General features: G+C 60.2%; 28 protein-coding genes. 13 read left to right on the forward strand and 15 right to left on the reverse strand.

Translation table 11 applies throughout. The annotated features are described in order from the left end of the window. Nucleotides 1-11: 11 nt before the first annotated feature. Nucleotides 12-1,598, reverse strand: coding sequence for a phospholipase D family protein (locus V6943_RS13970; RefSeq protein ID WP_340554012.1), 1,587 nt, complete (start codon nucleotides 1,596-1,598; stop codon nucleotides 12-14). A 144-nt stretch (nucleotides 1,599-1,742) separates the two neighbouring features. Here V6943_RS13970 and V6943_RS13975 point away from each other — a divergent pair, with 144 nt between their 5' ends. From V6943_RS13975 to gloA, 3 genes are all read left to right on the forward strand, one after another. Then, on the forward strand, nucleotides 1,743-2,636 hold the full coding sequence (locus V6943_RS13975) for a flagellar protein MotY (RefSeq protein ID WP_131650655.1): 894 nt from the start codon (nucleotides 1,743-1,745) through the stop codon (nucleotides 2,634-2,636). Nucleotides 2,637-2,721: 85 nt separating this feature from the next. After that, a complete protein-coding gene (locus tag V6943_RS13980) occupies nucleotides 2,722-3,939 on the forward strand; it encodes an argininosuccinate synthase (RefSeq protein WP_181100523.1) in 1,218 nt (405 codons plus the stop codon). A 109-nt stretch (nucleotides 3,940-4,048) separates the two neighbouring features. Then, nucleotides 4,049-4,441, forward strand: a complete 393-nt coding sequence (gene gloA, locus V6943_RS13985; protein WP_131650653.1) for a lactoylglutathione lyase — start codon at nucleotides 4,049-4,051, stop codon at nucleotides 4,439-4,441. A gap of 50 nt (nucleotides 4,442-4,491) precedes the next feature. Here gloA and V6943_RS13990 read toward each other — a convergent pair whose 3' ends face one another. The 8 genes from V6943_RS13990 to rsxA all read right to left on the reverse strand — a co-directional run bounded on the left by V6943_RS13990 (nucleotide 4,492) and on the right by rsxA (nucleotide 11,444). Then, nucleotides 4,492-4,671 (reverse strand): PA3496 family putative envelope integrity protein, encoded by a 180-nt coding sequence (locus V6943_RS13990; protein ID WP_131650652.1) that lies wholly within the window; start codon nucleotides 4,669-4,671, stop codon nucleotides 4,492-4,494. Nucleotides 4,672-4,779: 108 nt separating this feature from the next. Continuing rightward, nucleotides 4,780-5,418 (reverse strand): endonuclease III, encoded by a 639-nt coding sequence (nth, locus tag V6943_RS13995; RefSeq protein ID WP_197445575.1) that lies wholly within the window; start codon nucleotides 5,416-5,418, stop codon nucleotides 4,780-4,782. 2 nt (nucleotides 5,419-5,420) lie between these two features. Beyond that, the gene (locus tag V6943_RS14000; protein ID WP_131650650.1) at nucleotides 5,421-6,134 is read right to left on the reverse strand and encodes an electron transport complex subunit E; all 714 of its coding nucleotides are present in this window, start codon (nucleotides 6,132-6,134) and stop codon (nucleotides 5,421-5,423) included. Further along, a complete protein-coding gene (gene rsxG, locus V6943_RS14005) occupies nucleotides 6,131-6,901 on the reverse strand; it encodes an electron transport complex subunit RsxG (protein WP_131650947.1) in 771 nt (256 codons plus the stop codon). The genes V6943_RS14000 and rsxG overlap by 4 nt, the downstream gene beginning before the upstream one ends. Nucleotides 6,902-6,903: 2 nt before the next feature. Further along, nucleotides 6,904-7,932, reverse strand: coding sequence for an RnfABCDGE type electron transport complex subunit D (locus V6943_RS14010; protein ID WP_131650649.1), 1,029 nt, complete (start codon nucleotides 7,930-7,932; stop codon nucleotides 6,904-6,906). Between the two features lie 79 nt (nucleotides 7,933-8,011). Further along, nucleotides 8,012-10,291, reverse strand: coding sequence for an electron transport complex subunit RsxC (rsxC, locus tag V6943_RS14015; protein WP_340554015.1), 2,280 nt, complete (start codon nucleotides 10,289-10,291; stop codon nucleotides 8,012-8,014). Beyond that, complete coding sequence (gene rsxB / locus V6943_RS14020; RefSeq protein WP_131650647.1) at nucleotides 10,288-10,863, reverse strand: electron transport complex subunit RsxB; 576 nt, start codon at nucleotides 10,861-10,863, stop codon at nucleotides 10,288-10,290. Before rsxB ends, rsxC begins: the two co-directional genes overlap by 4 nt. After that, complete coding sequence (rsxA, locus tag V6943_RS14025; RefSeq protein WP_131650646.1) at nucleotides 10,860-11,444, reverse strand: electron transport complex subunit RsxA; 585 nt, start codon at nucleotides 11,442-11,444, stop codon at nucleotides 10,860-10,862. The genes rsxB and rsxA overlap by 4 nt, the downstream gene beginning before the upstream one ends. A gap of 224 nt (nucleotides 11,445-11,668) precedes the next feature. Here rsxA and V6943_RS14030 point away from each other — a divergent pair, with 224 nt between their 5' ends. Beyond that, nucleotides 11,669-12,115, forward strand: coding sequence for a hypothetical protein (locus V6943_RS14030; protein ID WP_340554017.1), 447 nt, complete (start codon nucleotides 11,669-11,671; stop codon nucleotides 12,113-12,115). Nucleotides 12,116-12,191: 76 nt separating this feature from the next. Here the strand turns inward: V6943_RS14030 and V6943_RS14035 are convergent, their stop codons facing one another. Both V6943_RS14035 and V6943_RS14040 read right to left on the reverse strand, forming a co-directional pair. Further along, nucleotides 12,192-13,013: an enoyl-CoA hydratase gene (locus tag V6943_RS14035; RefSeq protein WP_131650644.1), complete on the reverse strand. Its 822-nt coding sequence runs from the start codon at nucleotides 13,011-13,013 to the stop codon at nucleotides 12,192-12,194. Nucleotides 13,014-13,259: 246 nt separating this feature from the next. Next, entirely contained in the window at nucleotides 13,260-14,504 is a 1,245-nt protein-coding gene (locus V6943_RS14040) for an ABC transporter substrate-binding protein (RefSeq protein ID WP_197445581.1), read from the reverse strand. Between the two features lie 211 nt (nucleotides 14,505-14,715). Between V6943_RS14040 and ung the strand changes: the two genes are divergently transcribed. Beyond that, nucleotides 14,716-15,411, forward strand: coding sequence for a uracil-DNA glycosylase (ung, locus tag V6943_RS14045; protein ID WP_340554019.1), 696 nt, complete (start codon nucleotides 14,716-14,718; stop codon nucleotides 15,409-15,411). A gap of 36 nt (nucleotides 15,412-15,447) precedes the next feature. On the opposite strand, the gene V6943_RS14050 is transcribed toward ung, so the two are convergent. The 3 genes from V6943_RS14050 to ygfZ all read right to left on the reverse strand — a co-directional run bounded on the left by V6943_RS14050 (nucleotide 15,448) and on the right by ygfZ (nucleotide 17,990). Further along, complete coding sequence (locus tag V6943_RS14050; protein WP_340554020.1) at nucleotides 15,448-15,960, reverse strand: DUF4142 domain-containing protein; 513 nt, start codon at nucleotides 15,958-15,960, stop codon at nucleotides 15,448-15,450. A 200-nt stretch (nucleotides 15,961-16,160) separates the two neighbouring features. Then, nucleotides 16,161-16,997 (reverse strand): HDOD domain-containing protein, encoded by an 837-nt coding sequence (locus V6943_RS14055; protein WP_131650640.1) that lies wholly within the window; start codon nucleotides 16,995-16,997, stop codon nucleotides 16,161-16,163. Between the two features lie 45 nt (nucleotides 16,998-17,042). After that, nucleotides 17,043-17,990 (reverse strand): CAF17-like 4Fe-4S cluster assembly/insertion protein YgfZ, encoded by a 948-nt coding sequence (gene ygfZ, locus V6943_RS14060; RefSeq protein ID WP_340554705.1) that lies wholly within the window; start codon nucleotides 17,988-17,990, stop codon nucleotides 17,043-17,045. 152 nt (nucleotides 17,991-18,142) lie between these two features. On the opposite strand from ygfZ, the gene V6943_RS14065 reads away from it, so the two are divergent. Continuing rightward, nucleotides 18,143-18,397, forward strand: a complete 255-nt coding sequence (locus V6943_RS14065; RefSeq protein WP_340554022.1) for an FAD assembly factor SdhE — start codon at nucleotides 18,143-18,145, stop codon at nucleotides 18,395-18,397. Continuing rightward, nucleotides 18,381-18,836 (forward strand): protein YgfX, encoded by a 456-nt coding sequence (locus tag V6943_RS14070; protein ID WP_340554023.1) that lies wholly within the window; start codon nucleotides 18,381-18,383, stop codon nucleotides 18,834-18,836. Before V6943_RS14065 ends, V6943_RS14070 begins: the two co-directional genes overlap by 17 nt. On the opposite strand, the gene nadB is transcribed toward V6943_RS14070, so the two are convergent. Then, nucleotides 18,805-20,418 (reverse strand): L-aspartate oxidase, encoded by a 1,614-nt coding sequence (gene nadB, locus V6943_RS14075; protein WP_181100550.1) that lies wholly within the window; start codon nucleotides 20,416-20,418, stop codon nucleotides 18,805-18,807. The genes V6943_RS14070 and nadB overlap by 32 nt on opposite strands. Before the next feature lie 462 nt (nucleotides 20,419-20,880). Between nadB and rpoE the strand changes: the two genes are divergently transcribed. The 6 genes from rpoE (at nucleotide 20,881) to lepA (ending at nucleotide 26,935) form a co-directional block, all read left to right on the forward strand. After that, the gene (rpoE, locus tag V6943_RS14080; protein WP_131650636.1) at nucleotides 20,881-21,462 is read left to right on the forward strand and encodes an RNA polymerase sigma factor RpoE; all 582 of its coding nucleotides are present in this window, start codon (nucleotides 20,881-20,883) and stop codon (nucleotides 21,460-21,462) included. A 31-nt stretch (nucleotides 21,463-21,493) separates the two neighbouring features. After that, nucleotides 21,494-22,093, forward strand: coding sequence for a sigma-E factor negative regulatory protein (locus V6943_RS14085; protein WP_340554025.1), 600 nt, complete (start codon nucleotides 21,494-21,496; stop codon nucleotides 22,091-22,093). An 8-nt stretch (nucleotides 22,094-22,101) separates the two neighbouring features. Beyond that, complete coding sequence (locus V6943_RS14090) at nucleotides 22,102-23,046, forward strand: MucB/RseB C-terminal domain-containing protein (protein ID WP_340554026.1); 945 nt, start codon at nucleotides 22,102-22,104, stop codon at nucleotides 23,044-23,046. Further along, nucleotides 23,043-23,549: a SoxR reducing system RseC family protein gene (locus V6943_RS14095; RefSeq protein WP_340554027.1), complete on the forward strand. Its 507-nt coding sequence runs from the start codon at nucleotides 23,043-23,045 to the stop codon at nucleotides 23,547-23,549. The genes V6943_RS14090 and V6943_RS14095 overlap by 4 nt, the downstream gene beginning before the upstream one ends. Further along, on the forward strand, nucleotides 23,527-24,939 hold the full coding sequence (locus V6943_RS14100; RefSeq protein WP_340554029.1) for a DegQ family serine endoprotease: 1,413 nt from the start codon (nucleotides 23,527-23,529) through the stop codon (nucleotides 24,937-24,939). The genes V6943_RS14095 and V6943_RS14100 overlap by 23 nt, the downstream gene beginning before the upstream one ends. Before the next feature lie 196 nt (nucleotides 24,940-25,135). Further along, entirely contained in the window at nucleotides 25,136-26,935 is a 1,800-nt protein-coding gene (gene lepA / locus V6943_RS14105) for a translation elongation factor 4 (protein ID WP_131650631.1), read from the forward strand.

Here is a 26,935-nt window from a genome sequence, read left to right on the forward strand (position 1 = left end):
GCTGTTCGGCTTCAAAGCATCCACTCGATGGGAAGAATCGATAGAAACGATACGACGGCTCTTTTCCAGACGCTCGTTTCCGGCTCGCTATCATGGCGCAATTGCTGACCATCGCGTTGCTCCAGCCAATAAAGTTCGCCTGATTCGCTCAGCCTGACTTCATAAGAGCTGGCGGGAATGGTTTTGTCGAATGCCTGTTCGATGGCCAGCGCCATGCTCGGGCTTTCGATCACGAAGCCCAGCTCGGTGTTGAGGTTGGCCGAGCGTGGATCGAAATTGAACGAGCCCACGAACACTCTCGTCTGATCCACGGCAAAAGTCTTGGCATGCAAGCTGGAGGCGGAGCTGCCGAATGGGCCGCGGCCTTCGATGTGGTCGTTTTTCGGCGATGTGCGGCGCATCTCATAGAGCCGAATGCCCGCCTCAAGTAGATCCTTGCGGCGCTTGGCATAACCGGCATGCACGGCCGCAACATCCGTGGCCGCCAACGAGTTGGTGAGCACGCGAATCTGTACGCCGCGATCGGCCATCTGCAAAAAGGCCTCGGTGCCGGCGGCGGTTGGTACGAAATAGGGCGAGACCAGTTCGATGTGCCCTTGCGGTTCGCCGAGGATTTCGCCGAGCTGGTGGGTCAGCAGCCCATCGGGTTCGGCCTGGCCGAGGCCTTTGGCCGGGTCGTCGCTGACCATCCGGGTAGCGGCCCATTCGAATGCCAGATCACCGCGCAGCAGGTGCGCAATGAACGCCGAATCGCGGATCGCCCGGACATACTCGGTAGCTGCAGAGGCACTGGCCATGCTGGCGGCTGCATCGGCGAAGTGCTGTAACTGTCGCGCGCCTGCTTCGGGCAGGATCAGGTCGACCGGGTACGAGGAGTCGCTGGCCCAGTAGCGGTCGAAGTCGCTGGAGACGTCAGCGACCACCGAGCCAATGGCCAGCACATCCAGATCAGCGAATAGAACGCCATCGGTCGCCCCGAAGTACTCGTCGCCGACGTTGCGCCCGCCAATGATGGTGGCCTGGTTATCAGCGGTGAGCGACTTGTTGTGCATGCGGCGGTTGGCTCGCATGAAATCGGTCAGGTAACCGATCGCCTTGGGCGTGCGAATCACGAAGGGATTGAACAGCCGGATTTCGATGTTTGGATGACTATCGAGCGCCGCTAGCTCGGCATCGAGCCCGGCAGTGCCGTTGTCATCGAGCAGCAGGCGGACCCGCACCCCTCGCTCCGCGGCGGCACGCAGCTCATCGAACAATAGGGTTCCGGTGATGTCGCCGCGCCAGATGTAGTACTGCACGTCCAATGTCTTTTCAGCGCTTCTGGCCAGTAGCGCCCGGGCGGCGAAGGCGTCGTGCGGGTCGATCAGCGCATGAATGCCGGTCTTGCCCGGATGGGCCTGCCGGCGCGGCGATATCGCGCGGCCGAGCGCCGTATCTGCACTTTCGCTCTGGTTCAGCGCGGACGAGGCGATGCGACCGTCGAGATCAGGCAAGGTGCATCCGCCCAGGAAGCCGCTGAGCAGCACGAGCGCAAAAGCCCAGCTGATGGGGGAGCTCCTGGCGCAGATTTTCGGGCGGACGATCATCGGCTTACTCATGTTGGTTCGGAGGTGAATGCTAACGGATGCGTGTTGCGCCGTGCGATACCACGATTTGGCCCAGCCACGTCGCCGGCCCCGGCGCCTCAAGTTTCCCCGACCCGGTCCGATACCCATGAGACTGCTTTGCCCCTGGAGTCCATCGTGCGACTGCGCCTTCTTATCCTGGCTTGCCTGTTGGCCTCGCCGGCCAATGCCCTGACTTTCCAGACCCGTCTGGAAAGGGTGGAGTGGCAGGTCGAGGGCGATCAGTTCGAATGCCGGCTGGTACAGCCGATTGCCGGTTTCGGCACCGGTGAGTTCGTCCGCCGGGCAGGCGAGCAGGCTGTTTTCCGTCTACAGTCGCCGGATCGCTGGTTGGGCAACGGCTCGGCGACCTTGTTGGCGGCAGCGGCACCCTGGCATCCCGCACGCAGCGATATCAACCTGGGAATGGTGTCGGTGGGCGGCGGCGAGATTCCGTTCAACAGCTCGCACCTGCAAGCTGGGCAGCTGCTCAGTGGCCTGCTGGAAGGGCGTAGCCCGGTTGTGCGCCATCACACGCGTCATGGTGGTGAAGCGCTCGAGGTGCGTCTGTTGCCGGCGCGTTTCGGCAAGGCGTATGAAGACTACCGCGCTTGTACGGCCAAGTTGCTGCCGGTCAACTTCGATCAGATTCGTCAGTCGCAGGTCGGTTTCCCCACCAGCGATGTGGCGCTGGATGACGTGGGGCGTGCCAAGCTCGACATCATTCTGCAATTTCTCAAGGCCGACCCGAGCGTCAATCGCATCCAGCTTGATGGTCATTCGGACAACAGCGGCAATCGGCTCACCAACCGCGACCTTTCCCGTCGCCGTGCGCTGGCTGTCGAGGAGTATCTGATCGCCAATGGCGTGCCGAAAGAGCAGATCACGGTGCGTTTCCATGGCGAGCGCTACCCCCTGGTGGCCAACAACGGGCCGGCCAATCGTGCGAAGAACCGCCGGGTGGCCTTGCGCCTCGAGCGTGCGCCGGTCACCACGACCGCAGCGGCCGAACAGGCTACTCCGTCGTCCTGAGCCGCAGCGACGCTCGCGCCCCTATAAAACCCGCGTCGCGACCAGTAGAATTGCCGCTTTCCTTCAATCCCGGGAGTGGATGGCAATGGCCGACGTAAAGAAGGTAGTCCTGGCGTATTCCGGTGGCCTGGACACCTCGGTGATTCTCAAGTGGCTGCAAGATACCTATAACTGCGAAGTGGTGACCTTCACTGCCGACCTCGGCCAGGGCGAGGAGGTCGAACCGGCTCGTGCCAAGGCCAAGGCCATGGGCGTCGAGGAAATCTACATCGACGACCTGCGCGAAGAGTTCGTCCGCGATTTCGTCTTCCCGATGTTCCGTGCCAACACCGTTTACGAAGGCGAGTACCTGCTGGGTACTTCCATCGCCCGTCCGTTGATCGCCAAGCGCCTGATCGAGATCGCCAACGAGACCGGTGCCGACGCCATTTCCCACGGCGCCACCGGCAAGGGCAACGACCAGGTGCGTTTCGAGCTGGGCGCCTATGCGCTGAAGCCGGGCGTGAAGGTCATCGCGCCGTGGCGCGAGTGGGATCTGCTGTCGCGCGAGAAGCTGATGGACTACGCCGAGAAGCATGCCATCCCGATCGAGCGCCACGGCAAGAAGAAGTCGCCGTACTCCATGGATGCCAACCTGCTGCACATCTCCTATGAAGGCGGCGTGCTGGAAGACACCTGGACCGAGCACGAAGAAGACATGTGGCGCTGGACCAAGTCGCCGGAAGCCGCGCCGGATACACCGACCTACATCGAGCTGACCTACCGCAACGGTGACATCGTCGCCATCGACGGCAAGGAGCTGAGCCCGGCTACCGTACTGGCCGAGCTGAACCGTATTGGCGGCGAGAACGGCATCGGTCGCCTGGACATCGTGGAAAACCGCTACGTGGGCATGAAGTCCCGCGGCTGCTACGAAACTCCCGGCGGCACCATCATGCTCAAGGCCCACCGCGCCATCGAGTCCATCACCCTGGACCGCGAAGTCGCTCACCTGAAAGACGAGCTGATGCCCAAGTACGCCAGCCTGATCTACAACGGCTACTGGTGGAGCCCGGAGCGTCTGATGCTGCAGCAGATGATCGATGCTTCCCAGGCCACGGTGAACGGCGTGGTACGCCTGAAGTTGTACAAGGGCAACGTGATCGTCGCCGGTCGCAAGTCCGACGAGTCGCTGTTTGACGCCAATATCGCCACTTTCGAGGACGATGCTGGCGCGTACGACCAGGCCGACGCCGCGGGCTTCATCAAGCTCAACGCACTGCGTCTGCGCATCGCCGCCGGCAAGGGTCGTTCGCCGCTCTGAGACCTTGTAGGTGCGGGGCTGCTCGCGCCTACAGAAACACCGCAACCCCGGCCACGAGCCGGGGTTTGCGTTTAGATCGTGAACAAGTTGTTAGACGAGGAGAAACCTGATGAGACTACTCCACACCATGCTGCGCGTCGGCGATATGGACAGATCCATCGCCTTCTACACTGAAGTGTTGGGCATGACCCTGCTGCGCCGCAAGGATTACCCCGACGGCAAGTTCACCCTGGCGTTCGTTGGTTACGGTGATGAGGCACACAACAGCGTGCTGGAGCTGACCCACAACTGGGGCGTCGAGAGCTATGAGCTGGGCACCGGCTACGGGCACATCGCCCTGGAAGTGGAAGACGTCTACAAGGCGTGCGAAGACATTCGCAGCCGTGGCGGCAAGATCACTCGCGAACCGGGGCCGATGCTGCATGGCAGCAGTATCCTGGCATTCGTCGAGGATCCGGATGGCTACAAGGTCGAGCTGTTGTCGCCGACCCGCGGGGACTGACTCTTACGATCTGACCGAACGAAAAAAGCCCCGGAGTCGGGGCTTTTTGCTTACAGATCGAAGTCGAACTCGTTGAGCTGCTTCTGCAGGCGGCGTTCCTCGAGCAGATTGTCGATGATCCGGCGCTTGGTCAGGTTGGTCTTGGCCACTTCCACCGGGGCCTCAGCGGTATCGTCTTCGTCTTCACCGGCGAAGTCGTCTTCAATCTGGATATCTTCTTTCTCGGACACTTGTTCACTCCACGGCTAAGGCGCGTTGTTGGCGCACCTTATAGCGACAAAAAACAAGGCCGTAAAAAAGATTTTTTCAATCGCCCGATAGGTTTTGCACTTGCTCGCTCAATCGTCGGAAGTCTTGTGCTTGTATTCGCACAGGTCTTCGATTCGGCAACTGCCGCACTGCGGTTTGCGCGCCTTGCAGACGTAGCGCCCGTGTAGGATCAGCCAGTGGTGGGCGTCGAGTAGATAGTCCTTGGGCACGAACTTGATCAGCTTGCGTTCGACCTCCAGCACGTTCTTGCCAGGTGCGATGTTGGTGCGGTTGGATACGCGGAAGATATGGGTATCGACGGCCATGGTGAACTGCCTGAATGCGGTGTTGAGCACCACGTTGGCGGTCTTGCGGCCGACGCCGGGCAGGGCTTCGAGATCTTCGCGGTTGTCCGGCACCTGGCTGCCGTGCTTCTCGATGAGGATGCGGCAGGTCTCGATGACGTTCTTCGCCTTGCCCCGGTACAGGCCGATGGTCTTGATGTACTCCGACAGCCCCTCGACGCCCAGCGCGTAGATCGCCTCCGGTGTGTTGGCGACCGGGTAGAGTCTGGCCGTGGCCTTGTTGACGCCGACATCGGTGGCCTGCGCCGAGAGGATCACCGCGATCAGTAATTCGAACGGCGTGCTGTAGGCCAGCTCGGTCTTGGGCTCGGGGTTGTCCTCGTGGAAGCGACGAAAGATCTCCCGGCGTTTTTCGGCATTCATGGTTACTCGATCACTCCGGTTACCCGCACCCGGCGGCTCTGCACTTGTACTTCCGGCTGCTGCGCCTTGGCCCGTTCGGCCAATTGGAAATCGATGCGGTTCTTCAGGGCAATCAGCAGACCGAGCACGATGAACGCGCCCGGTGGCAGGATCGCCAGCAGGAAGCCCTTGTAGTCGCTGATCACGGTGATCTGCCAGTCGGCGGCGATGGGGCCGAACAGCAGGTGCATGTTGGCGAACAGCGCACCGGTGCCGAACAGTTCGCGCAGGCCGCCCAGCACCAGCAGCACCAGAGCGAACCCCAGTCCCATGACCAGGCCGTCGAAGCTAGCGATCAGCGGATTGTGCTTGGCGGCGAAGCCGTCGGCGCGACCGAGGATCACGCAGTTGGTGGTAATCAGCGGGATGAAAATGCCGAGGATCTGGTACAGCTCGTAGGTGTATGCCTGCATCAGCAGTTCGATACAGGTGGTCAGCGCCGCGATGATCATCACGAAGGCCGGCAGGCGGACCGCCGTGTTGACCACACCGCGCACCAGCGACACGCCGAGGTTGGAGCAGGCCAGCACCAGCGCTGTGGCAAGGCCAAGGCCAAGGGCGTTGACCGCTGAGTTGCTGACCCCGAGCAGCGGGCAGAGGCCCAGCAGCTGCACCAGCGCCGGGTTGTTCTTCCACAGACCGTTGATGCTCAATTCGCGATAGCTGGGCGTGCTCATGGCGTGTCACCTGTCTGCTCGGGCTGTGGATCAGTGATCTGCATGTCATCACGGGTTGCAGCGCCGCCAGCGCGGGTATGACTGGTCGTTTCGTCGGGCTCGCTCAACTCCGGCAGCGCCTGCCCGGGCTCAACCGGGTGGGTACTGGCGCCGAGCAGTTCATCCTTGTGCGCATCGAAATACTGCAGAGCGCGGTGCACGGCGCCGACCACGGCACGCGGCGTGATGGTGGCGCCGGCGAACTGGTCGAACTCGCCCCGATCCTTCTTCACGGCCCAGCCGGATGACGCGGGGTCGGTCAGTGAGCGATTCTCGAAGCTGCGTATCCACTGACTCTTGGCCAGCTCGATCTTGTCGCCCAGGCCGGGCGTTTCGCGATGCCGGACTACTCGCACACCAGCGACGCGGCCATCGGCGAGTACGCCGACCAACAGGTGGATCGCGCCGCTGTAGCCATCCGGCGCGATGGCCTGCAGGATCACTGCGGCGGGTTCACCGTTCTTGCGGGCGATATAGGCCGCAAGCGGTTGTCGGGAACCGAGCAGCGGATGCTGGATATCGACACTGCTGTCGAGCAACTGGTTGTCGTAGCTGCCACGAGGCAGAATTTCGTTCAGCGCTCGAAGTTGCGCCGCACGCTCGGAAGCCTGGATGCGTTCGGCGGTGAACTGTTGCAGCAACGTCACCGCGCCCACGGTGACGACCGCGAACAGCCCCAGCACCAGAGCGTTCTTGAACATCGAGCGGCTGAGTTCGGGAAGGATCATTGTCATTCGCCCAGCTTGAAGCCGCGCTCGGCCTTGCGGTGGCCGTAGGTGCGCGGGCGGGTGTAGTAGTCGATGGTCGGCGCCGCCAGGTTCATCAGCAGCACGGCGAAGGCGACGCCGTCCGGATAGCCGCCCCAGGCGCGAATCACATAGACGAGGATGCCGACGCCGGCGCCGAACATCAGCCTTCCCAGGTTGCTGGTAGCGCCGCTTACCGGGTCGGTAACGATGAAAAAGGCGCCGAGCATGGTGGCGCCGCTGAGCAGGTGAAACAGCGGCGAGCCGTGGCTGTCGGAGCCCGAACCGTTCCAGAACACCAGGCTCATCACCGCCAGCGCCGCGAGCATGCCCACTGGTGCGTGCCAGCTGAACAGCCGCTTGTGCAGCAGGAACAGCCCCCCAGCGAGGAACGCCAGGTTAACCACCTCCGAGCCGATGCCGCCGAAGTGCCCGAACGCCGGGTTGGCCCAGAGCTCCTCGACGGTCAGGCTTCTGTTCAGCTTCATCACGTCCAATGCTGTGGCCTGGCTCCAGCCATCGGGCAGTGCGGCGATGCCGAGGATATGCTGCAAGCCGGCGCCCAGGCCGACGCTGTGGGGTACGGGCCAGGTGGTCATTTCCACCGGGAAAGAGATCAGCACCACCACGTAGCCGATCATCGCCGGGTTGAACGGGTTCTGCCCCAGTCCGCCATAGAGTTGCTTGCCGAAGACGATGGCGCTGCCGGTGGCGATCAGCGTCAGCCACCAGGGCGAGTAGGGCGGCAGCGCCAGTGCCAGCAGCACGGCGGTAACCAGGGCGCTGCCATCGCGCAGAAAGAACTGCACAGGACGTTGCCGAACCTTGAGCAACAGCGCTTCGAAACCCAGCGCGACGGCGCTGGCCCAGCACAGGTTGATCAGCGTGCCGGCGCCATAAAGCCAGGTGAGGACGATCACGCCGGGCAGGGTGGCAGCCAGTACCAGCAGCATGACCCGCTGGGTGCGGTTGCTGCCGGTGGCGTGCGGTGAAGTGATGCGTGGCAGGGCCATTGGCTCTCCGGTCGAATAGGTGCAGGGTGCGGTTTCACGAATGGCCGCTCCCGGATAGTTGCGCCTGGAGCGCCGCTACTTATGAGTCGGTGTATTCCTGCAATTTGCGTTCGGCCTCGTTCAGACGCTGGCGCGCGGCCTCGACACGGGTGGCGTCGCTGTCGGAGTCGCGCTCCAGCTTGCGCAGGTCGGCGCGGGCGAAGGCTACTTCGGTTTTCAGCGCGCGGGCCTGCTCGTCTATCGGGCGCTTTTCGGTACGAACCAGCTCCGGTGCGGGCTTGGAGGATTTTTCTTCGGCCGCATGCAGGGCCTGTTCGGCGCTGGCCAAGCCATCGCGCAGCTTGCTGAGCTCAGCTTCGTCGGCACCGGCTTTCTCGGCCTTCTTCAGTTCGGCGCGCTTCATCGCCAGTTCGATCTTGGCTTTCTTCAATACCTCGTCGCCGGCCGGTTTGCTCGGGGCGGTGGGTGCGCCTTGCTGCGCGCCGGCCAGTGCTTGTTCGGCTTCGGTCAGTTGGGCTTGCAGGCGGGTCAGTTCGGCCTGCTGCTCGTCATCGCGGGTTTCGAGTTTTTCCAGCTTGCGTACTTGGGCCCGCAGCATGGCGGCTTCGATCTTGGCCTTCTTGGCCGCTTCGTCGTTGGCCGGGGCGGGTGTGGCTTGCGCAGGCGGAGCGGCGGCATTGGCAGCGTCCAGCGCCTGTTGAGCGCTGCTGGCGGCGATGCGCAGTTCGGCGACCTGTGCTTCCAGCTCGGGCGTGGCATGGGCGGCGAGCTGCTTTTCGGCTTTCTTCAAGGCGACCTGGGCCATGCTGGCTTCGATCTTGAGCTTCTTCTGTTCTTCGGACAGGCCAACCTTCTGCGCCTGGACTCGGGTAACCGGGTCGTCCTGGCTGGCGGTTTGCGCCTGGGCTTCCTTGGCACGCGCGGCGCGTTCGGCGCGGGCCTTGCGATCGGCTTCCTTCTGCTCTTCTGCGCGGCGCAGACGTTCCTGGCGCAGTTCGAAACGTTGTTTGGAGTGCTCGGCTTTCTGTTGTTTCTGTTCCAGCGCGCGGATCTCACCTTTGGCGGCGCGGTAGTACTGCACCAGCGGAATGCTCGAGGGGCAGACGTAGGCGCAGGCGCCGCATTCGATGCAGTCGAACAGGTTGTAGGCCTTGAGCTGCTCGTGCTCCTGGCCCAGGGCGAAGAAATGCAGTTGTTGCGGCAGCAGGCTGGCCGGGCAGACCTCAGCACATTCGCCGCAGCGGATGCAGGGCAGGGCCGGCGGCGGTGGCGGCAGCTCAACCAGGGTGCTGGCCAGCAGGCAGTTGGTGGTCTTGATCAGCGGCACGTCCATCGACGGCAGGGTAAAGCCCATCATCGGGCCGCCCATGATCAGGCGGTTGAGCTTGCCACTGTCGAGGCCTGCGAAGGTCAGCAGTTCGGCCACTGGCGTGCCGATCAGCGCCTCGACGTTCATCGGCTGGGCGAGCGCTTCACCGGTCAGGGTGGTGATGCGCGAGATCAGCGGCTTGCCCAGCAGCACGGCGTCGTGGATGGCCACGCAGGTGCCGACGTTCTGGCAGAGCATGCCGATATCGGCCGGCAGGCCGCCACTGGGCACTTCCTCGCCGGTGAGGATCTGGATCAGCTGCTTCTCGCCACCGGAGGGATACTTGGTGGGAAGGACCTTAACCACATAGGGTCGATTGGCGACGGCAGCGCGCACGGCGGCAATCGCCTCGGGTTTGTTGTCTTCTATGCCGATCAGCACTTCCTGCGGCTGGATCAGGTATTCGAGGATCTCGATGCCCGCGATCAGTTCGGCGGCCTTCTCGCGCATCAGCAGGTCATCGGCGGTGATGTAGGGCTCGCATTCGGTGCCGTTGATGATCAACGTGCGAATCGTCTGCGTAGGCGGTGCAGTCAGCTTCACCGCGGTGGGGAAGCCGGCGCCGCCAAGGCCATTGATACCGGCCTGGCGGATGATGTCCAGCAGCTCGGCAGGGAGTAACTGGCGATAATCGGTATGCGGCTGCAGCTCGATCCACTGGTCGAGGCCGTCGCTGTCGATGATGATGGCCGTCGCGGTCATGCCCGAGACGTGCGGGTAGGGCTGCGGGCCGATGAAGCTGACGGTGCCCGAAGTGGGGGCATGCACCGGCGCACTGACGAAGCCGCTGGCCTCGGCAATCTTCTGGCCTTTGAGCACCTGCTCGCCGAGCGCCACGCAGGGCTCGGCCGGGGCGCCCAGGTGCTGGGCGAGCGGTACGATCAACCGCGCAGGCAGTGGCATCCGCTGGATCGGTGCGCGGTTGGACAGATCCTTGCACTCCGGTGGATGGATGCCGCCATGAATGTCCCAGACGTTCAGCGAGGTCATGCGGCCTGCTCCCGGTCACTGGCGATCAACTGGCCTGGTGCCAGCGGCTGGTCCCACTTCCAGCTCTGCAGGTTACTGCCCAGTTCGATCATGTCGATGCAGTCCACTGGGCAGGGCTCGACGCAGAGGTCGCAGCCGGTGCATTCAGAGACGATCACGGTGTGCATCTGCTTGGCGGCGCCGACGATGGCATCCACCGGACAGGCCTGGATGCACTTGGTGCAGCCGATGCACTCGGCCTCGCGGATGTAGGCGACGCGTGGCGGTACTTCGCCTTCCATGGCATCCAGCGGCTCCGGCTCGACATCCAGCAGGTCGGCCAATGCCTGGATGGTGGACTCGCCGCCTGGCGGACACTTGTTGATTTTGTCACCGCCAGCGATGGCTTCGGCGTAGGGCTTGCAGCCCGGATAGCCGCACTGGCCGCACTGGGTCTGCGGCAGCAGGGCGTTGATCTGCTCGGCGATCGGGTCGCCTTCGACGCGGAAGCGCACCGCCGCAAACCCCAGGATCGCACCGCACACCAGGCACAGTGCCAATAACGCCAGCACGGCGATCAGGACCAGGCTCATAGCTTGATCAACCCGGTGAAGCCCATGAACGCCAGCGACATCAGGCCGGCGGTGACCATGCCGATGGCCGCGCCCTGGAACGACTTGGGAACGTCGGCGATGGCGATGCGCTCACGCATGGCGGCGAACAGCACCAGCACTAGGGAAAAGCCCAGGCCGGCGGCAAAGCCATTGGCGGTCGCGGTGATGAAGGTGAATTCGGACTTGTTGGCATTGAGCAGGGCGACGCCCAGCACGATGCAGTTGGTGGTGATCAGTGGCAGGAAGATGCCCAGCACGCGGTATAGAAGAGGACTGGTCTTGTTCACCACCATTTCGGTGAACTGCACCACCACGGCGATCACCAGGATGAAGCTGATGGTGCGCAGGAATTCCAGATCTAGCGGTTTGAGCACGTACTGCTGCACCAGATAGCTGCACATCGCGGCCAATGTCAGCACGAAGGTAGTGGCCAACGACAGGCCGATGGCGGTTTCGATCTTTTTCGAGACGCCCATGAACGGGCACAGGCCGAGAAACTGTACCAGCACGAAATTGTTGACCAGGATGGCGCTAACCATGATCAGGGCGAGTTCGGTCATGCGGGTTCCTGTGGTGCTCTGCACGAGCCCGAGCTAAAAGGCCGCTATTATCGGGAAGCGATGGCGGCCATACAAGGCCGCGACTGCCCGGACGCTGCACGATCCGGGGCCATGACATATATGGAAATGCGCCAGCTGTCAGGTCACTCGTCAGCCTTTCCTCTACTGTGGTCTGATGTGACATGGTCGCAACGTTCAAGCAGAGCGGCTGCTGGAGGTATTCGATGAAGATTCCATTGGTGATCTTGCTGCTTGGTCTGGGCTTCGGGACCCAGGCATACGCGCAATCACGAGGTGGCGTGTGGGTGTATCAGCCGGATGGCGGCAGTTATCGCGTCGAAAACCGCGCTTACCAGTACGATCCGCGCAGCCCGTACTCGCAGCACCGGCAATATCCGCAGAATTTGCCGCCGCGCTATCAGGGTCAGCTACCGCCGCAGTATTACGATCGACATCGGGGAACGGACCGGCAGCGCTGGAGCCATGAGCGCCGCGGTGAGATTCACCGGCCGCAACGTTGGAATGATGGACGCAAGTCAGGGTTCGACCGTCCTCAACGTTGGCATCGCGAACACCCCCAACGCTTTGGTCGGTCGCCAATGATTCGTGACGGGCGTGACTACCGGATGCATCAGCGTCGTGATTTCAACGGCCGGCATCATCGGCGTTGAGAGGTTGACCCGCTTTTTCGGCACGCTCGGGTGCGCCCAAGCCTGGGCGTGACCGAGCCGTTGCGGTCATAACGGGCTAACGATTTCTCCAGCGCGGTTCGCGCTTCTCAAGAAAGGCGTTGACGCCCTCCAGGGTATCTTCGGCTTCGAACAGATCGACGAAGGCTTCGCGTTCGGCAGCTGCGAGCATTACTGGTCCGCGGCTGCGCATGGAATCTATCAGTGGTTTGATCTTGCGTATGGCCACAGGGCTCTGACTTGCCACGCGGGAGGCTAGCAGCAGCGCATGCCCGCGAGCCTCGCCAGGTTCCACCACTTGTTCTACCAGACCGATACGCATCGCCGTTTCCGCTGTTATCCGTTCACCACAAAGAATCATCCGCTTGGCCCAACCTTCACCCACCAGCCAGGCAAGCGCCTGTGTGCCTCCGGCGCATGGCAACAGGCCGACCGAGGCTTCCGGTAAACCGAGTTGTACGTGCTGTTCGGCAATGCGGATATCGCAGGCCAGTGCACATTCCAGCCCACCGCCGAGAGCGAAGCCGTTGATGGCGGCTATCGATACCCCGCGAAATTCGCGTAGAGCCTCGAAAGCCTCACCGAAGCGTCTCGCCATTTCTCGAGCGCGGGTTCGATCGCCATCAGCGAAGAGTTTGAGGTCGGCGCCAGCGCTGAAGAATTTCTCACCCTGCCCGCAAATGACGAGCGCGTACACGTCGTCGTCATGATTCAGGTGTTCGACGACCTGTTTGAGGCCGATCAGTGATTCGCGGTCCCAGGTATTGGCGGGTGGGTGGTTGATGGTGATCAGTGCGGTATGCCCATGCTTTTCTACGGTCAGCTTGTGGGTCAGATCGAAGACCCCAGACTTGTAAGGTTCAACTGCGGTGCTGCTCATGATGGTCGTCCTCGTCGGAATCAACTACGTGCGACTTGTCTGCATCAGATACGCGATTGAGCCGCGCGTTGCAGAACGATGGTCATGACGGAAACCGTTAGATGAAGTCTAGGCGCGATCCGTCCAGGTATGACCAGGACGATCGGAATTGTCGCTGGGACAGATAAGACCAGTGCGCGCGCTGATGCGCAAAGAGTGAAAAACGTCGGAGCGGCACGGGCTGGACAGCGCCGCTCCGGCTGCGGGTTATTGCAGCGCCAGCGTCTGATTGCCAGAGCGGCGTTCGGCCTGCCATTCGGCAAGGGTTGGCGCAGCCTGCTCTCCGGTCAGGCGATGAACGATTTCGAAGTAGTCCTGCTTGAAGCGGTCCTTGAGCACTTCCTCGCGCGGCTTGACCTTCACCGCGTACACCGTCTGAACGTTCTGATGATCGAAGGCCCGCCATTGCTGCTCGTCCTTGAGCAGAGTGTAACGATGACCTTCGAGCGCCGCGATGATTCGCTCGCTGTCGAGGCTGCGTGCGCGATTCGCGGCGTCGGCCCACTGGTAAACGATGCTGTAGGCCGAGGCTGCGGAACTGGATGGATGGGTCTGGTAACGCTCGTCGAAACTTTTGACGAACTGCTTGCCAGCGACCGACCCTTCCAGCTCTGGTACGCGCCAGGTCCACGGCTCTGTGCCCAAAACGCCGCGCATGATGTCCGGCCCGGCCGTTTCGACCATGCTCAGCGTCAGGTTGGGCACCGCGACCTGCATTCTCTTGTTCAGGCCGAGTTCATCGGCGATCCGCATCGCGCGGACCAAGTCTTCGCCGAACAGCACCAGCACGAGTACCTCGGCCTCGCTTTTGGCTACTTCGGTCAGGGCGGCACGATAGTCGGAAAGGCGTGCGCCGGGAAAAGCCGTGCTGATGCTGGGATGTCGGCTGCTGTCCTGCGTGCCGGTTGCCTGGCGCAGAGAGCTTTCGCTGGTATGGCCCCAGGTGTAGTCGGAGGTGATGTAGAAGTAGCGCTTGTTGGGCAGGTGCTGGTTCAGATACTGGCCCAGCACCTTTGCGCTCATCCAGGCGTTGTTGCACTCGCGGAACATGTAGCGATGGGCATCCTTCCCGGTCGTGTCGTTGGAATAGGTGAGGGTGCCGAAATAGAGCAAACCGCGTTCCTTGGCACGCTTTCCGGCGGCAATGGCGACAGCACTCGAAGCGCCACCAAACAGCATGGCAGCCCCCTCGTCGGCTAGCTTGTCGACGTTGGCTACGGCTTTTTCCGGGCGCGACGCGGAGTTGCGGGTGGACAGCTTCAATGGGCGGCCCAGTACGCCGCCTTTGGCGTTGATTTCATCGATGGCCAGCAGTGCGCCGCGCATCTGCGAGAGGCCTTCCTCTTTGTAACTGCCGGTGCGGGGGTAGTTGAGGCCGAGAGTGATCGGATCGGCAGCTTCGGCAGCCAGGCAGAACCCTAGCCCCAGAGCCAGGAGCGTAATCCGTTTCATTGCAGAGTCCTTATTGTATTTGTTGTTGGTGAGAGGCTTTTTACTGTGCCCTGCGGCTTTTCGTCACGCATTCATTGGTCGTATACGGGGGAACCTTTATGTAAGTGTGCGGTAGGCAACATTCCGCGAAACGAATGTTTGGGCGGCCTCGCGCGTTGACTCCCCGCAATCCTTTGCTTAGGGTTCAGCGCCTCGCAATCAGGGCAGCGCTATGAGTCAGGTTGATCGCGTCAAACTCGAAGAAAGCTGGAAGGCCGCGTTACAGAACGAGTTCGAGCAGCCTTACATGAAGGAGCTGGGTGCGTTTCTGCGCAGCGAAAAAGCGGCTGGAAAGATCATCTATCCGCCGGGACCGTTGATCTTCAATGCATTGAATTCCACCCCTGTCGATCAGGTCCGGGCGGTCATTCTGGGGCAGGATCCCTACCACGGCGCCGGGCAGGCACACGGCTTGTGCTTTTCGGTACAGCCAGGCGTGGCGCCGCCGCCGTCGCTGCAGAACATTTTCAAAGAGCTCAAGCGCGACCTGAATCTGGACATCCCTCGCCATGGCTATCTGCAGCACTGGGCGGATCAGGGCGTTCTGATGCTCAACACCTCATTGACGGTCGAGCAGGGGATGGCAGGGTCCCACGCGAAGAAAGGTTGGCAGCGCCTGACGGACAGAATCATCGAAGTGGTAAGCGAGCGATGCTCGAATGTGGTGTTCATGCTCTGGGGCGCGCATGCTCAGAGCAAGGCAAAGCTGATCGATCCGACCAAGCATTTGCTGCTCAAATCGGTACATCCGTCGCCGCTATCGGCTCACAGAGGGTTCATCGGTAACGGACACTTCAGTCGCGCCAACCAGTTCCTCACACAACAAGGTAAGGAGCCGATCGACTGGCGACTCCCTAGCGAAGTCTGAAGCGTGGCGCCGCGTCTGCGGCGCCAATCGACAGTCTTACTGGTTACCACCGTGGGCAGCGGCCAGTTCCTGGGCGTGCTGCAGGTGCTGCTCCAGCTCCTTCAGCGTCGTTTCGGCAAACTGCTTGAGTTCGGCGTTTTCACCGTTCTTTGCATATTCGCGGTACAGCTCGATGGTTTGTTCATGGGCCATGACCTGATTGTTGGCATAGGCTTGGTCGAAATTCTCACCATCACGCAGCTTGAGGATCATGGCTTTGGCCTTATCCATGAGAGCCGCTTCGTCCGACATTTCCAGATCGTCGTGCTGGCCGGCAATCTCGGCAAGCTTCTGATTCGATTTGGTGTGGTCGTCGATCATCTTCTGCGCGAACGTCTTGACGTCTTCAGCAGTGCCTTTGTCCAGCGCCAGTTTGGCGGTTTCGATTTCCGCCATGCCTTTTGCGGACGCTTCGTCGACGAAATTTTCACCTTCCGCCGCTAATGCAAAGTTTGCCGCCACACCGAATAGCACTGCTGCAGCACCAGAAAAGAACGCTTTAGGGGTCATTGTTGTTCTCCTTCATCTACCTGACAGACAGGTGCGGCCGAGACGTGACCGGCGCACCAGCGTGATACGGCAAGTACGCCGTTAATCTTGTGACTTGGCGCGGCGGTAGCGGTTCATTGCATGCGGCCAACGGTCAGCAACCTGAGTCCAGGCGCGGCAGGCGAGAAGGATTGCGGGTGCCAGGCAGCACCCGCGAGGGGTTACTGCAACATGCTCATCGCCGCATCCATCGCGGCGGACAGATCTTCGTCCTCCTGTAGCAGCGTATTCGGGTTGAGCCCCAGCTTGCTGAATGCGGGAATCTGGTTCCAGTCGAGTTGGGTGTAAGGATGGGAGGTTCCGATGTAACTCTGCAAAGTAGCGACCTGAACGATGTCGACGTAATCCACCTTGTCCGAGATGCGAGAGAAATTCAGATGCTGGCCGGGAACCGCTGCGATTGGCTCGGGGAATTCCCAGGCGCGCAGAATCTTTTCCCCAATGACCGGATGGATTCGATCGATGACATGATTAAGGCTGATGGAGTCGCTGAGCAGGGCGCTATGTTCTTCTGCGTACGTCAGGATCGGTAGAACGCCGATCTGGTGAATCAACCCTGCCAACGTCGCCTGATCAGCCGGAAGCCGCGTGAAATTACGGCACAGAACATGGCTAATGGCGGCTATTTCGGTGCTCTTGTTCCAGACCTCGCGCATTTTGCGATCGACCACGTCCGTCGTCGCCTGGAACATCTGCTCCATGGCAAGGCCGGTCGCCAGGTTCGAGGTGTAATTGATGCCAAGACGGCTTATTGCCATCTGAAGGTCGTTGATCTCCCGGTTGGTGCGCAGCAGGGGGCTGTTCACGACCTTGATGATGCGCGCCGTGAGAGCAGTGTCGTTGCCGATCACCTTCGCTAGGGTCGGGATGCTCACGTCGGGATCTTCCGCAGCTTCACGGACTCGCAGTGCCACTTCCGGTAGCGTCGGCAGGACCAGCTCGTCACTTTCGATCGCTTGCATCAGTTCCTGCAGAACTTTATCGGCAAGAGTACTCATGTCTCTCCTTAATGGGTGATTCTGTGTTGGGCATGGCAAGTAAGGCTAACGCTGGATTTCGCGGTCCGCGTTCAGGGTGTACGGCAGGTCGCGCAGGGTCAGCGGAATACCATCGGGCGAGCCGAGGAATACTCGCCCGTCGGCTGCGGCGTCTTCCTGCAGAACTGCTAGCAGTTCCAGCCCGCCCGCAGCGCTTGCCGCCAACACCACTTCCCCAACGCTGGAACCATGGACTGGTGAATACAGTTCGACACCCGGTTCCGGCACCGTGGTATCGGTGTTTTCAGCGGCAAGCCGATGCAAACGGCGCTTCAGCTTGCCGAGATATTGCATCCGCGCAACGATTTCCTGGCCGGTATAGCAGCCCTTCTTGAAGCTGACCCCGCCCAGTGCCTGGAGGTTGATCATTTGTGGGATGAAAAGCTCCTGGGTGGCAGCTACGACCTGGCCAATACCTGCACGAATTTGCGCCAGCAACCAGGACTCGATCGATGCTTCGGAAAGCTGGGCGGCGAGCCGCAGGCGTGTGGTTTCGGCATCCTTCGCGCGCGTCCATAGTTCGGCGCGGCCATCGGCAAGGCGGACGGCGATGAATCCGTGGGTGGAGACCACTTGATCCGCGTTCGCGGAAAGATCCAGGCCGAGACTGACCAAGGCGCCGTCCCCGGCGCTGAGGCCGAAACGAACCCATTCGTCGCTTTCGTCATACAGCTTGGATTTCGAGAACGCTGCGTATTTGGTGAGCTCGGCAAGCTGCGTTTGCACCAGGGCGCGATCCATCGCCAACAGATACCCATCGCCTTCCACCAGAATGCGGAAGCTAGATTGCATACGCCCTTTAGGCGTGCAACGCGCACCGAGACTCGAATGTTGCGCGTCGAGGTAGTTCAGGTTGCAGGTCAGCTGTCCCTGCAGAAACTTGTTCGCGTCCGGGCCGCGTACGGCCAGGACACCTTCGTGCGACAGGACGCAGAAAAAAGCAGTATCGGTCATGACGGGGCGCCGTGGAGAATCAGGACCGGCATCATAGCAGGACGCCGACAAAACACAGTGTGCACCAGCTGCCACTCCGCATCGGACGTCAACAGGGCGCCGGCCGTTGCGCCAGTCGGTATAATGCTGGCCCTTCACTCAGGAGTATTTGCATGGTCGAACAATCCGAACTCAATCGTCTGTTCTGGCAGAGCCGTCGCGGCATGCTCGAACTGGACGTTCTGCTGGTGCCCTTCGTCAAGGAGGTTTATCCAGAGTTGAACGACGAGGATCAGCGTCGCTACCGTAAGCTGCTGAGTTGCGAGGATCAGGACATGTTCGGTTGGTTCATGGAACGTGCCGAGCCGGACGATGAAGATTTGCGCTACATGGTTCGCATGATCCTAGATCGTGTCCAGCCCAAGTAGCCAACTGTTCGAATGCCGCTGGCAGAGATCTGGCGTGCTGCTGGGGCTCTATATCGCAGTACTCTCGTTGGCAATCGTTACCCTGCTGGTGATGCCGGTTCCGTTCTGGCTGTGGTTGCTCGGCTTGCTGCTATGCCTATTGCATGCCGCCTGGATCGTACCGTCGCATATCCTGCTGGCTCGTGATTCATCCTGGCTCGGTCTGCGTCACGACCAGCAGGGCTGGTCGCTCTGGAGCCGCCGCGCTGGCTGGCAACCCGTCCAGTTGCGGCCCGACAGCATCGCGCTGCCCCTGGTAGTGGTGTTGCGCTTCAAGGTGCCGGGCGACTGGTTCGTTCAGAGCGTCTGCATTCCGCGAGATGCAATGTTGCAGGCGCAACATCGGCGTCTGCGGGTCAGGCTGAAGTTCAGTCGCCGTAGGTGGGCGGCGCCAGAATAGTGTCCTTCGCTTCCGGTAGTTGCTCGGGATAATCCAGCGTGAAATGCAAGCCTCTGCTTTCCTTGCGCTGTATCGCCGAACGGATCATCAGTTCCGCCACCAGCGCCAGATTTCGCAACTCGATGAGATCGCGGCTGACTTTATAGTTGCTGTAGAACTCGTCGATCTCGCCCAGCAACAAGCGCACTCGGTGCTGCGCGCGCACAAGACGCTTGCTGGTCCGCACGATGCCAACGTAGTCCCACATGAAGCGCCGCAACTCATCCCAGTTGTGCGCGATGATGACGTCCTCGTCCGAGTCGGTAACCTGGCTTGCATCCCAGGTTGGCAGGGAGTTTGGCGCTTGGACCGATGGCAGCTCGCTAAGGATGTCCTGAGCGGCGGCTTGGGCGTAGACGAAACACTCCAGAAGTGAATTGCTCGCCATGCGATTGGCGCCGTGCAGGCCGGTGAAACTGGTTTCACCAATGGCATAGAGTCCCGGAATGTCGGTTCTTCCTGCCCGGTCGACTACGACGCCACCGCAGGTGTAGTGGGCTGCCGGTACCACTGGAATTGGTTCACGGGTGATGTCGATACCGAACGTCAGGCAGCGCTCATAGACGGTAGGGAAATGTGCCTTGATGAATTCCGTGGGCTTATGACTGATATCCAGGTAGACGCAATCGATACCTAGGCGCTTCATTTCATGGTCTATCGCCCGAGCCACGATGTCGCGTGGTGCCAGTTCGGCGCGGGCGTCGAAGCGCGGCATGAAGCGCTCGCCGTTCGGCAATTTGAGAATCGCGCCCTCGCCGCGCAATGCTTCGGTGATCAGAAAACTTTTGGCTCTGGGGTGGTACAGGCAGGTGGGGTGAAACTGATTGAACTCCAGATTGCCGACTCGGCATCCGGCGCGCCAGGCCATGGCGATGCCATCGCCGCAGGCACCATCCGGGTTACTGGTATAGAGGTAGACTTTCGCGGCACCGCCTGTCGCAAGCACGACGAACCTTGCGTGGAAGGTATCCACCTCGCCGCTCGCTCGATCCAGCACATAGGCGCCGAGACAGCGCTTGCCGTTCAGGCCCAGCTTGCGCTCGGTGATCAGATCGACGGCGACGCGCTGGTGCAGCAGGTCGATGTTGTCTCTGTCTTGGGTGCGGGCAAGCAGAGTATTGAAAATGGCTGCGCCAGTCGCGTCAGCGGCATGAATGATGCGGCGGTGACTGTGTCCGCCTTCCCGCGTGAGGTGATATTCGAAGCTGCCATGCTCGCGATCGGCTTCATCCCTGGTGAAGGGAACGCCTTGCTCGATCAGCCAGTGGATGGCTTCGCGGCTGTGTTCGACCGTAAATCGTACGGCTTCCTCCTTGCACAGCCCGCCGCCGGCGATGAGAGTATCGGCAACGTGAGATTCGATCGTGTCGGTATCATCCAGCACGGCCGCAACGCCACCCTGGGCCCAGTATGTCGAGCCATTAGCCAGGTCGCCCTTGCTCAATACCGCGACACGAAGCGTGGTAGGCAAATTGAGCGCAAGCGTCAAACCGGCGGCGCCGCTACCTATGACAAGAACGTCGTACTGATGATGTTGGCTCATTTTCGAATCTCATGTCTGAGGGGCTGCGGAGCGCATGGCGTTTGTAGTGCCGGGAATTGCCAAGGCTGCGTTCCGCGCCTTGTCCGGCTTCATTTTGGGCGGCAACGCGACTCGCAGCGAAACGGAAATAGGCCCTAGTATATAGAGGTGCATCCCCGGCAAAATAGCGGCCCGTTTTTATGTGGCTGATGCTTTGGAACTTTTCTTGCAAGCCTGTCTCTATAGACAGTTGTGTAGGCGACCCGACTGGCCATCGTTCAAGGGGCGGTTGGATTTTGCTGCGAATACTAAGAGGGCGTTATCAGGGCGGTCCGTCCTGACGCGTCGCTCGCCAATGCCGTTAGGTGTGTTGCAGAAAAGCTTGCTTGAAGGGGGAGAACTTTTGTGTAAAGCCCGGGTCTATTCTGGCAGGTCAGCTCGCAGGCGGGCGCAGCACCCCTTCCAGGTCAGGGAGGAGTGTTTATGCTAACGCAGGAGCAGGACCAGCAACTGGTCGAGCGAGTGCAGCGGGGAGATAAGCGGGCTTTTGATCTGTTGGTACTGAAGTATCAGCATAAGATCCTTGGGTTGATCGTGCGCTTCGTACATGATTCCCATGAGGCGCAGGATGTTGCGCAGGAAGCCTTTATCAAAGCCTATCGCGCGCTTGCGAATTTTCGCGGGGACAGCGCCTTTTATACCTGGCTGTACCGCATTGCTATCAACACGGCAAAAAATCATCTAGTGGCGCGAGGAAGGCGGCCACCTGACAGTGATGTCAGTTCCGAAGACGCTGAATTTTATGAAGGCGACCACGCTCTCAAAGACATCGAGTCGCCGGAAAGAGCGCTTCTCAGGGATGAAATAGAGGACACAGTTCATAAAACCATACAGCAACTTCCAGAAGATTTACGCACGGCTCTAACACTGCGTGAATTTGATGGTCTTAGTTATGAAGACATTGCAAACGTGATGCAGTGTCCGGTGGGTACAGTCCGCTCGCGGATATTCCGAGCGCGGGAAGCCATCGATAAATCTTTGCAACCCCTGTTGCATGAATCCTGAGACAGCGGCGATAGCCAAGAGAGGAACCGCCATGAGTCGTGAAGCCCTGCATGAATCGCTGTCCGCGGTGATGGATAACGAAGCGGACGAGTTGGAATTACGTCGAGTGCTCGCCGCCGATGGCGACACCGAAATGCGATCGACCTGGTCGCGTTATCAGATTGCTCGTGCCGCAATGCACAAGGAGCTGATTGAGCCGCGCCTGGACATCGCTTCGGCGGTAACTGCCGCACTAGCTGACGAGCCGGCCATCACAGTGGCCAAGCCACAGCGTTTTGCCTGGCGCAACATAGGGCGTATTGCTGTTGCAGCTTCGGTAACCGTAGCAGTACTAGCCGGAGTACGCCTGTACAATCAGAGCGAAGTTGCCGGTCCACAGATTGCTCAACAGGCTGCGCAGCCGAGCATCGCCGTGCCGCAGGCCAACCAAGGGCCAGCCGTATTGGCGGGCTACAGTGAGGGCGCAGGCGCACCGGAAGCTCAAGTAGCAGCTGCTGAGGGCTCTTCGGAAGGCTGGCATGAAAAGCGGTTGCCGGCGTATGTTCGTCAGCATGCTCAGCAGGCCGCTTTCGGTAGCGGTTCTGAAGGTGCACTGCCATATGCGCGTGCCGCCAGTATGGAAGAACGTTAAGGAACAACATGCGTGTAATACCGCTATGTGTGGTGCTTGGAGGCTGGCTATCGATGCCGGCCTTCGCTGCTGATGCCAGTACGTGGATGCAGCGTCTTGCGGTGGCTGAGGAGAAGCAAAGCTATCAAGGGACTTTCGTTTACGAGCGCAACGGCAGTTTTTCCAGTCATGCCGTCTGGCAGTTGGTGGAAGGGGAAGAGCTGCACGAGCGCCTCTTGCAGCTTGACGGTCCGCCGGTCGAGGTTTCATTGGTGGACGGCCAGGTCAAGTGCGCCAGCGAAGATCTAGCGTCTCAAATACGAGATGCCAAGCCATGGCGCCAGCAGCAGTTCGACCCCAAAAAGCTTTCCGATTGGTATACCTTCCAGGTAATAGGTGAGTCCCGGGTGGCTGGGCGTCCGACGGTGGCGCTGGCAATACGACCGCAGGATCAGCACCGCTACGGTTTTGAGTTGCATCTCGATCGAGAGACAGCGCTGCCGCTCAAGTCCCTGTTGCTTGATGAAAGCGGCCAATTGCTGGAGCGCTTTCAGTTCGTCCAGTTTTCGCCCTCGTCTGTCGAGCACGCGGACATAGAAGCCGGATCGGCCTGTGAGCCAGTCTCTGTGATTGCCGCGCAGGAATCGACACCGAGCAAATGGCGATCGGACTGGCTTCCGTCCGGGTTTCAGCTTCTCGATTCGAACGTTCGCTCAAGTCCCGCGTCCGGTGAACCCGTAGCCTGGCTGTCCTATGGCGACGGGCTTGCTCGTTTCTCGGTGTTTCTCGAGCGGCTGGAGGGCGCTGTCGTCGAAGATGCGCGCAGTCAGATGGGACCGACAGTGGCGGTATCCAAGCGTATTTCAACTACCACTGGCGACGTCATGGTGACGGTTGTTGGTGAGATTCCTCTAGGCACCGCCGAACGAGTGGCACTGTCGATGCGATCCGGGTCCGATCAGGCGGCGCAATGATTGAGGAGCCCGGCCGCGTAATTGCAGTGGAGCCTGGCGCGGTCTGGGTTGAGACACGGCGTAGTAGCACCTGCTCCGGCTGTTCCGCCAAAAACGGGTGTGGCCAAGGCCTGATGGATAAACTTGGCGTTCACCAGCAGCGTGGGCTGATCCGGGCGTTGTCCGATTTCCATTTGGACGTAGGCGATTCGGTTATTGTCGGCATCCGTGAAAGCGTATTGCTGCGCGGCGCCCTTCTTGTCTATTTTTTTCCGCTGATTGTGCTGCTGGCGTCTGCCCTCATTGCTTCTGAGCTTTCGGCTGCCGAGCCATATGTAGTGCTTTCGGGAGTTGGCGGTTTCCTTTTTTCCTGGCTGATCGTACGCAAGCGCAGTCAGCAAACTGCCGATGATCCGGGGTTGCAGCCCATTGTGCTACGCGCAATGCTGGCAACCACCGAAGGGTACGGTCAGGCCGGTTTGTTTTCGTCAAGGGAGAATGATGTTGAAGGTTCTACGCAATAGCGGCTTCGCTTTTTTCGCTGTGTTGTTGTTCTTTGGGCAGGCCGCGGTGGCTAATGCCCAGCTGCCAGATTTCACGCCCTTGGTAGAAAATGCCTCGCCTGCAGTAGTCAATATCAGCACCAAGCAAAAGGTACCGGCTCGTGGCGCGAATCCGCACATGCCGGATCTGGAAGGGCTGCCGCCTATTTTTCGTGAGTTCTTCGAACACAGCATTCCGCGCATGCCGGGTGGCGGACAGCAGCGTGAGGCTCAGTCGCTTGGGTCTGGATTCATTATTTCGGTTGACGGTTATGTGTTGACCAATAATCACGTGGTTGCCGATGCGGACGAAATAATCGTTCGCTTGCCGGATCGCAGTGAGCTGGAAGCCAAGCTTGTCGGCGCCGACCCTCGTACCGACGTGGCTTTGCTCAAAGTCGAGGCGACAGGGCTGCCAACGGTCAAGCTGGGTCAATCCAGTTCGCTCAAGGTCGGCGAGTGGGTGCTGGCGATTGGTTCGCCCTTCGGCTTCGATCACACGGTTACGGCTGGCATCGTCAGTGCGACGGGCCGCAACTTGCCCAACGAAAGCTATGTACCTTTCATTCAGACGGATGTCGCAATCAATCCAGGCAATTCTGGTGGACCGTTATTCAATTTGCAGGGCGAAGTGATCGGCATCAATTCGCAAATATTCACCCGCTCCGGCGGTTTCATGGGGCTGTCGTTCGCCATTCCTATCGATGTGGCTATGGATGTTTCCGATCAGTTGCGTGCGGACGGCAAGGTCAGTCGTGGTTGGCTGGGCGTAGTGATACAGGAGGTCAACCGAGATCTGGCCGAGTCCTTTGGTCTGGAGCGTCCAGCCGGTGCGCTGGTGGCGCAGGTGATGGACGGAGGGCCGGCAGCCAAGGGTGGTCTACGGGTCGGCGATGTGATTCTCAGCGTTGACGGCAAAGACATCGATATGTCCGCCGACTTGCCACACATGATTGGTACGATCAAGCCGAACACCAGAGCGAAGCTAGGTATCGTTCGTGATGGCGAGCGCGAGACGCTTACCGTCACCATCGGAGCTTTGCCAGAAGAAGGCGAAGGAATGGCGGCAGCCGATAGTCGTACAGAAAAAAGCAGCAATCGACTTGGCGTCAAAGTGTCTGAATTGAGCGCCGAGCAGAAGCGCAGCCTTGATTTGCCTGGTGGAGTGGTCGTGAGTGAAGTGCTGAACGGTCCTGCCGCAATGATCGGTTTGCGTCCAGGTGACGTGATTACCCATCTGAACAATCAGGCCATCGACTCCGCGTCGACCTTTGGCCGCGTTGCAGAACAGCTGCCGAAGAACCGCTCGGTCTCCATGCGGGTGCTGCGCCAGGGTCGAGCAAGCTTCATCACATTCAAGCTCGCTGAGTAGATTGATAGACGAAGAAAGAAAAACGGCCTCCGGGCCGTTTTTTTTGTGCTCGGAAGGACATTTCCAAGCGTGGCACTGCATTCGCAGAGCAGGGAAGCTGCCCCAGGGTCCAGCGTGGCGCTGAATAGACCTATCAGGTACACTTTGCGGCTATTTTCGGCGGGCAATCAGCCCGCGGCATATTGGGTGTTGAGCTGTGAGCGACCTGAGTCATATCCGCAATTTTTCCATCATCGCGCACATCGACCATGGCAAGTCGACCCTGGCCGACCGTTTCATTCAGATGTGTGGCGGTCTGACCGAGCGTGAGATGAACGCTCAGGTACTTGATTCGATGGACCTCGAGCGCGAACGAGGCATCACCATCAAGGCGCACAGCGTTACGCTTTACTACAAGGCTCGGGACGGCAAGACCTACCAGCTGAATTTCATCGACACCCCCGGACACGTTGACTTCACTTATGAGGTGAGCCGTTCGCTGGCGGCCTGCGAGGGTGCGCTGCTGGTCGTCGATGCGGGCCAGGGCGTCGAAGCGCAATCGGTTGCCAATTGCTATACGGCAATCGAACAGGGCCTGGAGGTCATGCCGGTACTGAACAAGATGGACCTGCCGCAGGCGGACCCGGAAAAGGTCAAGGGTGAGATCGAGCACATTATCGGTATCGATGCGACCGACGCTGTCGCTTGCAGCGCCAAGAGCGGCATGGGTGTAGATGATGTCCTGGAGCGTCTGGTCGAGGTCATTCCGCCGCCGACAGGGGAGCTCGACGCACCGTTGCAGGCGTTGATCATCGATTCGTGGTTCGACAACTATCTGGGTGTCGTCTCGCTCGTGCGGGTGCGCCATGGTCGGATCAAGAAAGGCGACAAGGTACTGGTCAAGTCCACCGGCAAGGTGCATCAGGTCGATAGCGTCGGAGTCTTCAACCCCAAGCACACCAGCACTGCTGATCTGAAAGCGGGCGAAGTGGGCTTCATCATTGCTGGCATCAAGGACATCCACGGCGCGCCGGTCGGCGACACGCTGACGCTGTCCAATACGCCGGACGTCGAGGTGCTACCTGGCTTCAAGCGCGTCAAGCCGCAGGTCTATGCCGGCCTGTTCCCGGTCAGCTCGGATGATTTCGAGGATTTCCGCGAGGCGCTGCAGAAGCTCACCTTGAACGACGCCGCACTGCAGTACGAACCTGAAAGTTCCGATGCGCTGGGCTTCGGTTTCCGTATCGGCTTCCTCGGCATGTTGCACATGGAAATCATCCAGGAGCGACTCGAACGTGAGTACGATCTGGACCTGATCACCACCGCGCCCACGGTGGTTTACGAGTTGGCGCTCAAAAATGGTGAGACCCTCTACGTCGATAGCCCGTCCAAGCTGCCGGATCTGTCGTCGATCGAGGACATGCGCGAGCCAATCGTAAGGGCCAATATTCTTGTGCCCCAAGAGCATCTGGGAAGCGTCATTACCCTCTGTATCGAGAAGCGCGGTGTGCAGCGGGATCTGCAGTTCCTCGGATCGCAAGTGCAGGTGCGCTACGACCTGCCCATGAGTGAAGTGGTGCTGGATTTCTTCGATCGTCTGAAATCAGTCAGTCGTGGCTATGCCTCGCTGGATTACAGCTTCGAGTGTTTCCAGTCGGCGAACTTGACTCGTTTGGATATTTTGATCAACGGCGACAAGGTCGATGCGCTGGCGCTGATCGTGCACCGTGACAATGCTCATTACAAAGGGCGCATCCTCGTCGAGAAGATGAAAGAGCTTATCCCTCGGCAGATGTTCGACGTGGCGATCCAGGCGGCAATTGGCGGTCAGATCGTTGCTCGGAGCACCGTCAAGGCGTTGCGCAAGAACGTTCTGGCCAAATGCTATGGCGGTGACGTGAGTCGTAAACGCAAACTTCTGGAAAAGCAGAAGGCCGGCAAAAAGCGTATGAAACAGGTCGGCAACGTAGAAATCCCGCAAGAAGCGTTTCTCGCGGTGCTGAAGGTAGATAGCTGA

This window comes from Pseudomonas sp. CBC3, assembly GCF_037967085.1.
Taxonomy (GTDB): Bacteria; Pseudomonadota; Gammaproteobacteria; order Pseudomonadales; family Pseudomonadaceae; genus Stutzerimonas.

Coding starts and splice junctions, on each gene's coding strand:
- V6943_RS13970 (WP_340554012.1), bottom strand. CDS start 1,598: ATGAGTAAGCCGATGATCGTCCGCCCGAAAATCTGCGCCAGGAGCTCC.
- V6943_RS13980 (WP_181100523.1), top strand. CDS start 2,722: ATGGCCGACGTAAAGAAGGTAGTCCTGGCGTATTCCGGTGGCCTGGAC.
- gloA (WP_131650653.1), top strand. CDS start 4,049: ATGAGACTACTCCACACCATGCTGCGCGTCGGCGATATGGACAGATCC.
- nth (WP_197445575.1), bottom strand. CDS start 5,418: ATGAATGCCGAAAAACGCCGGGAGATCTTTCGTCGCTTCCACGAGGAC.
- V6943_RS14000 (WP_131650650.1), bottom strand. CDS start 6,134: ATGAGCACGCCCAGCTATCGCGAATTGAGCATCAACGGTCTGTGGAAG.
- rsxG (WP_131650947.1), bottom strand. CDS start 6,901: ATGATCCTTCCCGAACTCAGCCGCTCGATGTTCAAGAACGCTCTGGTG.
- V6943_RS14010 (WP_131650649.1), bottom strand. CDS start 7,932: ATGGCCCTGCCACGCATCACTTCACCGCACGCCACCGGCAGCAACCGC.
- rsxC (WP_340554015.1), bottom strand. CDS start 10,291: ATGACCTCGCTGAACGTCTGGGACATTCATGGCGGCATCCATCCACCG.
- rsxB (WP_131650647.1), bottom strand. CDS start 10,863: ATGAGCCTGGTCCTGATCGCCGTGCTGGCGTTATTGGCACTGTGCCTG.
- rsxA (WP_131650646.1), bottom strand. CDS start 11,444: ATGACCGAACTCGCCCTGATCATGGTTAGCGCCATCCTGGTCAACAAT.
- V6943_RS14030 (WP_340554017.1), top strand. CDS start 11,669: ATGAAGATTCCATTGGTGATCTTGCTGCTTGGTCTGGGCTTCGGGACC.
- V6943_RS14035 (WP_131650644.1), bottom strand. CDS start 13,013: ATGAGCAGCACCGCAGTTGAACCTTACAAGTCTGGGGTCTTCGATCTG.
- V6943_RS14040 (WP_197445581.1), bottom strand. CDS start 14,504: ATGAAACGGATTACGCTCCTGGCTCTGGGGCTAGGGTTCTGCCTGGCT.
- ung (WP_340554019.1), top strand. CDS start 14,716: ATGAGTCAGGTTGATCGCGTCAAACTCGAAGAAAGCTGGAAGGCCGCG.
- V6943_RS14050 (WP_340554020.1), bottom strand. CDS start 15,960: ATGACCCCTAAAGCGTTCTTTTCTGGTGCTGCAGCAGTGCTATTCGGT.
- V6943_RS14055 (WP_131650640.1), bottom strand. CDS start 16,997: ATGAGTACTCTTGCCGATAAAGTTCTGCAGGAACTGATGCAAGCGATC.
- ygfZ (WP_340554705.1), bottom strand. CDS start 17,990: ATGACCGATACTGCTTTTTTCTGCGTCCTGTCGCACGAAGGTGTCCTG.
- V6943_RS14065 (WP_340554022.1), top strand. CDS start 18,143: ATGGTCGAACAATCCGAACTCAATCGTCTGTTCTGGCAGAGCCGTCGC.
- nadB (WP_181100550.1), bottom strand. CDS start 20,418: ATGAGCCAACATCATCAGTACGACGTTCTTGTCATAGGTAGCGGCGCC.
- rpoE (WP_131650636.1), top strand. CDS start 20,881: ATGCTAACGCAGGAGCAGGACCAGCAACTGGTCGAGCGAGTGCAGCGG.
- V6943_RS14085 (WP_340554025.1), top strand. CDS start 21,494: ATGAGTCGTGAAGCCCTGCATGAATCGCTGTCCGCGGTGATGGATAAC.
- V6943_RS14090 (WP_340554026.1), top strand. CDS start 22,102: ATGCGTGTAATACCGCTATGTGTGGTGCTTGGAGGCTGGCTATCGATG.
- V6943_RS14095 (WP_340554027.1), top strand. CDS start 23,043: ATGATTGAGGAGCCCGGCCGCGTAATTGCAGTGGAGCCTGGCGCGGTC.
- V6943_RS14100 (WP_340554029.1), top strand. CDS start 23,527: ATGTTGAAGGTTCTACGCAATAGCGGCTTCGCTTTTTTCGCTGTGTTG.